The organism is Coleofasciculus sp. FACHB-712 (genome assembly GCF_014695635.1).
Classification (GTDB): Bacteria; Cyanobacteriota; Cyanobacteriia; order Cyanobacteriales; family FACHB-T130; genus FACHB-T130.
Map to the genome: position 1 here is coordinate 1 of NZ_JACJOQ010000216.1, position 6,658 is coordinate 6,658.

At 47.9% G+C, this 6,658-nt stretch carries 10 protein-coding genes and 1 tRNA gene; 6 read left to right on the forward strand and 5 right to left on the reverse strand.

All coding sequences use genetic code 11. From position 1 onward, the window contains the following. The 3 genes from H6F50_RS06175 to nadA form a co-directional block, all read right to left on the reverse strand. The coding region (locus tag H6F50_RS06175) for a glycosyltransferase (protein WP_190427507.1) at positions 1-382 on the reverse strand (382 nt) is incomplete at its 3' end. After that, on the reverse strand, positions 379-996 hold the full coding sequence (locus H6F50_RS06180; protein WP_190427531.1) for a TIGR04282 family arsenosugar biosynthesis glycosyltransferase: 618 nt from the start codon (positions 994-996) through the stop codon (positions 379-381). The genes H6F50_RS06180 and H6F50_RS06175, both read right to left, overlap by 4 nt. 190 nt (positions 997-1,186) lie before the next feature. Further along, the gene (nadA, locus tag H6F50_RS06185; RefSeq protein ID WP_190427511.1) at positions 1,187-2,161 is read right to left on the reverse strand and encodes a quinolinate synthase NadA; all 975 of its coding nucleotides are present in this window, start codon (positions 2,159-2,161) and stop codon (positions 1,187-1,189) included. A gap of 346 nt (positions 2,162-2,507) precedes the next feature. Here nadA and H6F50_RS06190 point away from each other — a divergent pair, with 346 nt between their 5' ends. From H6F50_RS06190 to H6F50_RS06200, 3 genes are all read left to right on the forward strand, one after another. After that, positions 2,508-3,443, forward strand: coding sequence for a TIGR04168 family protein (locus H6F50_RS06190; RefSeq protein WP_190427515.1), 936 nt, complete (start codon positions 2,508-2,510; stop codon positions 3,441-3,443). 44 nt (positions 3,444-3,487) lie between these two features. Then, a tRNA-Ser gene (locus H6F50_RS06195) sits at positions 3,488-3,572 on the forward strand. A gap of 110 nt (positions 3,573-3,682) precedes the next feature. Next, positions 3,683-4,144: an MgtC/SapB family protein gene (locus H6F50_RS06200; protein ID WP_190427519.1), complete on the forward strand. Its 462-nt coding sequence runs from the start codon at positions 3,683-3,685 to the stop codon at positions 4,142-4,144. A 55-nt stretch (positions 4,145-4,199) separates the two neighbouring features. Here H6F50_RS06200 and H6F50_RS06205 read toward each other — a convergent pair whose 3' ends face one another. Continuing rightward, entirely contained in the window at positions 4,200-4,784 is a 585-nt protein-coding gene (locus H6F50_RS06205; RefSeq protein ID WP_190427522.1) for an NAD(P)H-dependent oxidoreductase, read from the reverse strand. A gap of 15 nt (positions 4,785-4,799) precedes the next feature. Between H6F50_RS06205 and H6F50_RS06210 the strand changes: the two genes are divergently transcribed. Together H6F50_RS06210 and H6F50_RS06215 are read left to right on the forward strand one after the other, a co-directional pair. Beyond that, complete coding sequence (locus H6F50_RS06210; protein WP_190427525.1) at positions 4,800-4,976, forward strand: hypothetical protein; 177 nt, start codon at positions 4,800-4,802, stop codon at positions 4,974-4,976. 92 nt (positions 4,977-5,068) lie between these two features. Further along, positions 5,069-5,242, forward strand: a complete 174-nt coding sequence (locus H6F50_RS06215) for a hypothetical protein (RefSeq protein WP_190427526.1) — start codon at positions 5,069-5,071, stop codon at positions 5,240-5,242. A 60-nt stretch (positions 5,243-5,302) separates the two neighbouring features. On the opposite strand, the gene H6F50_RS06220 is transcribed toward H6F50_RS06215, so the two are convergent. Continuing rightward, on the reverse strand, positions 5,303-6,091 hold the full coding sequence (locus H6F50_RS06220; protein ID WP_190427529.1) for an SAM-dependent chlorinase/fluorinase: 789 nt from the start codon (positions 6,089-6,091) through the stop codon (positions 5,303-5,305). A 197-nt stretch (positions 6,092-6,288) separates the two neighbouring features. On the opposite strand from H6F50_RS06220, the gene H6F50_RS06225 reads away from it, so the two are divergent. Further along, on the forward strand, positions 6,289-6,615 hold the full coding sequence (locus H6F50_RS06225; RefSeq protein ID WP_199292014.1) for a hypothetical protein: 327 nt from the start codon (positions 6,289-6,291) through the stop codon (positions 6,613-6,615). Positions 6,616-6,658 lie beyond the last annotated feature (43 nt).

Sequence of the window (6,658 nt, forward strand, 5' to 3'; positions counted from 1 at the left end):
TTTCAACTAGACGTAGCGATCGCATTGGAGAATTAATTTTGAGTTCAAAGGCACCCGCAACGGTTCCAGACTGGGCTAGTGTCAACGGAACTAATTTCTCAAACCCAAGCGGTAAAGAGGTATCTGCATGGAGGAATAACAAGATATCTCCTGTCGCAGCCGTTGCACCCGCGTTCATTTGGTAGGCACGTCCAGCAGTGGAAAACAGAACTTTAACGCCCCAGGATTGCACAAGAGCGACGGTTTCATTCTGACTTCCCCCATCCACTACAATGACTTCCACATTTTTGACATTCCGAACACTCGCTAATGTTGACCGAATCGTGTCAGCAGCTTCATTCAAAACGGGAATAATAATGGAAATTCTTGCCGCTTCTATCACTCAAAACTCAAAACTCGTAACTTTTCAAGATCCTCTGGACGGTCAACATCAAACAGGGAGGGAAGATAAGCAACTGCCAATCCAAGGGAGATAGCGATCGCTACCGTTTTTTCTCGCACCTCCGAGGTTCCCCAGTTGATTCCCGCAAATAATTCTGGAATCACCCGCCGCAACCCAATTAAATAATAGCCGCCGTCCATCGCTGGTCCCAAAACTAAATCATGACCGTTTAGCTGCTCAAATGCTTGCGCCATTATTTTCGCATCCAAACCAGGGCAATCAGTACCGACGATGGCAACACCCTCCATTCCAGCCGCAAAAGCCGTTTGAAACGCCGACTTCATCCGCTGTCCCAAATCGCCCTCACCCTGCGGCTGATAGATGATATCAGCTCCCAACCAGTCTTCCATCAACTGCTGGTCGCCGCCAGTAAAATAAACTTCCACTCTCGTCGCGCGATCGCTTTGCAGTTCCCTCACCTGCGAGAGTGTATGCTCGGTCATCTGGCGATGAAGATTTGAAGCGCCATCCTCCCCCAAAACTGGAATTAGCCGAGTTTTTGCCTTTCCTGGCTCTGGATAGCGAGTAAAAACGATCAAGCACTCTCTATTCATTGCCATTCAATTCGTTGCTCATTCATCGTTCATTGTTGCTTGTTATACCAAGTCCAATCGATCCCCCGAAATGAAGAACCCCAACCAAGCGATCGCCTGCGTCTCTTACTCCATCTCCCCTCCCTGCAAGCGGGGAGGGGCTGGGGGTGGGGTTCTTTTCCATCAGGTTTCGTTCCCGATCCAACATTGACTAGGCGCTCATTTCCAACATCCGCTGAATTGGACGCAGCGCCGCCACTCGCGTTTCTTCTGGCAAAGTAATTTCTGGTGCCCGATTTTTCATCGCTAAATACAGCTTCTCCAGAGTATTTAACCGCATATGAGGACACTCATTGCAAGCACAGTCGTTCATTGGCGGTGCAGGAATAAAGTGCTTGTTAGGTGCCTGCTTCTGCATTTGATGAATAATTCCCGGCTCAGTCGCCACAATAAATACCTGAGTGGAACTTGCTTGAGAATACTTCAACAGTGCTGAAGTAGAACCGACGTAATTGGCATGGCGCAACACCGACGGTTCGCACTCTGGATGGGCAATAACTTCAGCTTCTGGATGTTCAATTTTTAGCTGGACAATCTTCTTTTCAGAGAAGGTTTCATGCACCATACAGCTACCTTGCCACAGCACCAAATCTCGCCCCGATTGTTCCATTACATATCGTCCCAGATTCCGGTCGGGGGCAAATATAATCGGCTGGTCTTCTGGAATCTGAAGAACCAGTTTAACTGCGTTGGAACTGGTGCAAATAATGTCGCTCATTGCCTTAATTTCGGCAGAGCAATTGATATAAGAAACGACTATATGACCGGGGTGAGCCGCCTTAAATTTAGCAAAAGCATCCGCAGGACAACTGTCTGCCAACGAGCAACCGGCGTTGAGGTCGGGTAAGAGTACCAACTTGTCGGGGTTGAGAATTTTGGCAGTTTCCGCCATAAAGTGAACCCCCGCAAACACGATGACATCCGCATTTGTGCTGGCTGCTTTTCGGGAAAGCTCTAAGGAATCTCCGATATAATCTGCTACATCCTGAATATCAGAATCTTGATAGTAATGAGCAAGAATAACAGCGTTTAACTCTTTTTTGAGGGCGTTAATTGCCTCAAATAAATCGTGAGGGAATGCCGCTGTCTGAGCAAAATTACGCTGAGGAAGTGTAGTAGTAAACACAGTGATAATTTTTTGGGGGAATCAAATCGCTAGGCGTGTAATCAGTAATTATAGTTGTTTTTACCAAAACTTGTGGGCAAGTCAGGTCAGAGAAAATTTGCTTTAATATAGCGGTTCTCAATAAGAGTTAGATGCATCTGTGCGAGCGCTCATCGGCTTGTGCTACCTGGCGGTGAATTGTGTCGAAAGTGAACAACGCTCTAGACCCCGCCCAAGCAGGCAAGTGTTCCTGGCAAAATCAAATCACGCGATCGCTCACAAACAAAAAAAAGGAGTTACACCAGAGGATACTGCGAAAACAGGCGATGCTTTTTTATGCTGGAGAAAGACCGACGAGGAAGATAGGATGAGCAATCAGAGGAACCCGGAAAAACCCATCAAAATTGCGGTTGTTGGCGATATTCACGACCAGTGGGACAGCGATGATGAAATTGCCCTCAAGCATCTGGGTGTTGACCTAGTGCTATTTGTAGGGGATTTCGGCAATGAGTCGGTGGATGTGGTGAGAGCGATCACATCTCTCGATCTTCCCAAAGCGGCAATATTTGGCAACCATGACGCTTGGTACAGCGCCTCAGATTGGGGCAGAAGTCGGTGTCCCTACGACCGCCAGAAAGAAGACCGGGTGCAGCAACAGATGGATTTGTTGGGAGAAACCCATGTCGGTTACGGTTCGCTTGATTTTCCCGCCCTGAATTTAACAGTTGTTGGGAGTCGTCCTTTTAGCTGGGGCGGAGAAGTCTGGAAAAATGCCCAGTTCTACGAACAACGGTATGGGGTGAAGAATTTCGAGGAGTCAACTGCCCGAATTCTCTCAGCGGCTCAGAGTGCTGCTTCTGAAACGATTATTTTTATAGGTCACAATGGCCCTGTCGGGTTAGGCGATCGCCCAGAAGACCCCTGTGGCAAAGATTGGCATCCTATCGGTGGCGACTATGGCGATCCGGATTTTGCAGATGCGATCGCCCAAACTCGCGACGCAGGGAAAACCATTCCCCTCGTCACCTTTGGTCATATGCACCACACTATGCGCCACACAAAGATCCACTTGCGAACCCCAGTTTATGTCAGCGTAGAGGGAACCGTTTACTTAAATTCAGCCAGCGTACCTCGGATTATCCAAACGGAGACGAACCGCCTGCATAATTTCTCTCTTGTCTCTCTGCAAGGCGGTATCGTCTCCCAAGTCTCCCTGATTTGGGTTGGTAAAGACTTCACCGTTGCATCTGAGCAGATTCTTTACCATCGCACCGAGCCAGCGATCCAACCCGTTTTAAGTTAGTAGTAACAAATTCCACAACCTTGATATGATAAAAAAACACACCTGGAGAGGTGGCAGAGTGGTCGATTGCGTCCGACTTGAAATCGGATGAACCGAAAGGTTCCGGGAGTTCGAATCCCCCCCTCTCCGTTAGCGAATAAAAGGGGAATGGTTAGCTCGCACCCATTCCCCTTTTAGTCATCTATATAAACCAGCCTGTAAACTAGACTGGTTGAAACTTCGTTTTTAGTAGCACAACATTGCCACAAACCTACATCCTTTCTCCCAATGATGGCTTAGGAATTTTCTTAAGGCTATGCCTTGCCTTGCTGGTTGGAGCGGCTATTGGCTTAGAGCGCCAACTCAAGAACAAACCAGCAGGTTTAAGAACCCATATGCTGGTCAGTCTGGGTTCAGCATTCTTTGTTCTCGTGCCCCTCCAAATTGGTACAGCCCAAGAAAGCGCTGAGGCTCTTGGCAGAGTCATTCAGGGCGTTACAGCCGGAGTTGGTTTTTTAGGCGCAGGAGAAATTTTACGCGAGTCTCAGCACGAATCAACAACAGGTGTTAAAGTTCGTGGACTCACCTCGGCTGCGGCTACTTGGGTTTCCGCTGCTTTAGGAATTGCTGCTGGGTGTGGGTTATGGCAAATGAGCTTAATTGGGGCTTTGCTGTGTTTGGTTGTTCTAAGAGCTTTTAAAAGGTTAGAGCCTCACAAGTAGTTACTTTGATCGAGTTTAGGCTTAGCAAATCAGCGATCGCTCTTAGCGCCATATTTCATCCGTGCAACTTCGCCACCACGTGAGCAACTTTTTCGCCTAACTTCTCGATGGACTCTTGCTGCTTGGGATCTTTCATCGTACCGTCGGGATTAAATATTTCAAAAGCTTTAGGCACCGCAATCTGATCGGGAAGAACAATAACTCTGATATTTCCCAGGATCGAGCGCAGGTGGACTAAACAGCGTAAACCGCCCAATCCTCCCGGTGAGGTACTCATAATCGCCGCCACCTTATCCGCAAAAGCCACGAGCGGAGGTTCCTCCGGTGCTGTTGAACGTGACGCCCAATCAATGGCATTTTTTAAAACGGCTGTAATTGAGCTGTTGTACTCCGGAGAAGCGATGAGAAGTCCCTGATGTTCGATCATCAGCTGTTTAAACTTCCGCGCATTTTCTGGCATCCCCTCGCTTTTTTCGAGATCCTCATCGTATAGTGGCATCGGCAGGTCGCGCAGATCCACGTATGTCACCTCAGCTCCCGCTGTCCGCGCTCCGTTCGCAGCAACTTGTACCAGCTTTTTATTGTACGAATCAGTGCGGGTGCTACCTGCAAATGCCAAGATTTTAGGGGTATAAGCCATAGGTGCAAATCAGTTTTGGTGCTACTTCTATCTCTGGTTGATAATAATTCACTAGAGGCGATTTGGGATAGCCAAGATTTGTTAAAGGCGATCGCGTTCTTCGTAGCGGCACAAAGTACAGCGGCTCTTGCTCTTAGCAGCTTCCTGGCTTCTTTAAGAGTGACTCGCTATGTAGATCATCTCCCAGTGTGATGATATTTAATTCAGCACACAGAAGGGGACGCGACAACAAACCCTCTCGTTATGCTTTGAGAGTAGACCTGAATCGGAAGGAAAAAATACCTATGAACAAGGCACTACTGACGATTCTATTGCTGGCGTTCATCGTTTTATTCATTACCTCTCCCTTTGCCGCGCTTGCTATGTTGATGTTCGTTGTCTTAGGAGGGGCATTTATTTCGGCATTTTGGAATTTGGTGCAAGCGCTAATCGGCAATGCTCCGAAAGAGCCGCTATAAATTAAAGATGCCAAATTAAGCCAAATTAAAACTTCAGAAAGGGTAATTTTTAATCCCTTTTTAGAGACGAGTCACTACCTGATTCACGCGGGGTTTGCCGAAGCGTTCCCAAGCATTGCCGCCTCGCAAAAATAATTCCATCCAACGGATAGGCTTTCCATCCTTCGCAGCATTCCAGCCGGAACTTCCTGGTGAAAATGCTAAAGTTCCCTGTGGCACCCGGAAGCTGCCGTCAGAGTAGATGGCATCGCTGACGACATCCCCGACACGAATGACTACTTTTTCTTCCGGTTTTAGGTTGAGGGTATCAGCAGGGATTGTGGTCTTGATGTTCCCGTAGCCATCGATCCAGGCAACGCGATCGCTCGGTGCATCGGGGATTTGGCTAGGGTTTAAGACTTCTCCTAAATAGCTAGTATCTCCCTGAGCGATCGCGGCGGCTGCATTAGGAAACACATCCCGCGAACGGAACTGCGACCCGCCTCTAGAAACCTTGACTGTTTGCAAAACTTGAGCATGGTCTTTGATAAAAGAGAGCGTGTAACCAGCAAACACACCCACTACTTTGACGCCATTAGGCAACAGCGCATAAGTTAATCCCTCGCCTTCATTGTTTTGCCGTGCTTCTGGGTCATCTTGGCGAGGAGCGCAGTTGTGATAAATGAGACGCTCTTCGGGACCAGGATTGAGCCCGAGTTGAGCAATCCAGAAACCAGTTGCCAAGGTGCTGAAGGGAGGAACCGAGAGGCAGTGAATCTGGGAGGAAGGTAAAGCCATCAAAAGACGTTGCGTGACCTCTGCAAAAGCTGGATCGCCGGTTCCGTAGTCTGCAATCAGGCTGATGAACATAGCGCCTCTCAATTGGGGTTTGCTACAGCAATGGTACCCTGTCGCTGGCTTTCTGTAACTGCTGCGATCGCGTTATTGAACACAAAAGCGATCGTGCTGGTAGTGCTACTTTAAACAAATTACTGCTTTTTAAACCAAAAAGCGATCGCGTTTGTTATCGGATACACTCATGAAACTGGAAACAGAGGTCTGAGTGAATGTCTGATATTTATGTCATGATTCGCAATCAGGAGAATCATGCCCTGACTTCAATTGATGGCATTGCCTTTATCGCTTTACTTAGGCAAAATGGGCAAGCGATCGCTCAGGAGACAATTGACCTGATTCATGCAGACGCGGGCTTTGATGACCTGCCAATTGGGCAATACACTGTAGTGGTGAGGCATGAACGGGTTTTACCGCAAGAAGTCCTTCATGATGTGACAATCAGTACGGACGAACAAGTAATCATACTGACATTTGTTTATCTAGAGCCAGCACGGGTACTTCTAGACATTCAAGCTTCTGTAGAAAAGAGATTGTAACCATGACTGTTAAAGCCATCCCGTCATACTCCATTAAAATGTT

Bases quoted from the DNA above. Each gene is read 5' to 3' on its own strand.
- H6F50_RS06180 (WP_190427531.1), bottom strand. From the start codon at position 996: ATGAATAGAGAGTGCTTGATCGTTTTTACTCGCTATCCAGAGCCAGGA.
- H6F50_RS06205 (WP_190427522.1), bottom strand. From the start codon at position 4,784: ATGGCTTATACCCCTAAAATCTTGGCATTTGCAGGTAGCACCCGCACT.
- H6F50_RS06190 (WP_190427515.1), top strand. From the start codon at position 2,508: ATGAGCAATCAGAGGAACCCGGAAAAACCCATCAAAATTGCGGTTGTT.
- H6F50_RS06220 (WP_190427529.1), bottom strand. From the start codon at position 6,091: ATGTTCATCAGCCTGATTGCAGACTACGGAACCGGCGATCCAGCTTTT.
- H6F50_RS06215 (WP_190427526.1), top strand. From the start codon at position 5,069: ATGAACAAGGCACTACTGACGATTCTATTGCTGGCGTTCATCGTTTTA.
- H6F50_RS06225 (WP_199292014.1), top strand. From the start codon at position 6,289: ATGTCTGATATTTATGTCATGATTCGCAATCAGGAGAATCATGCCCTG.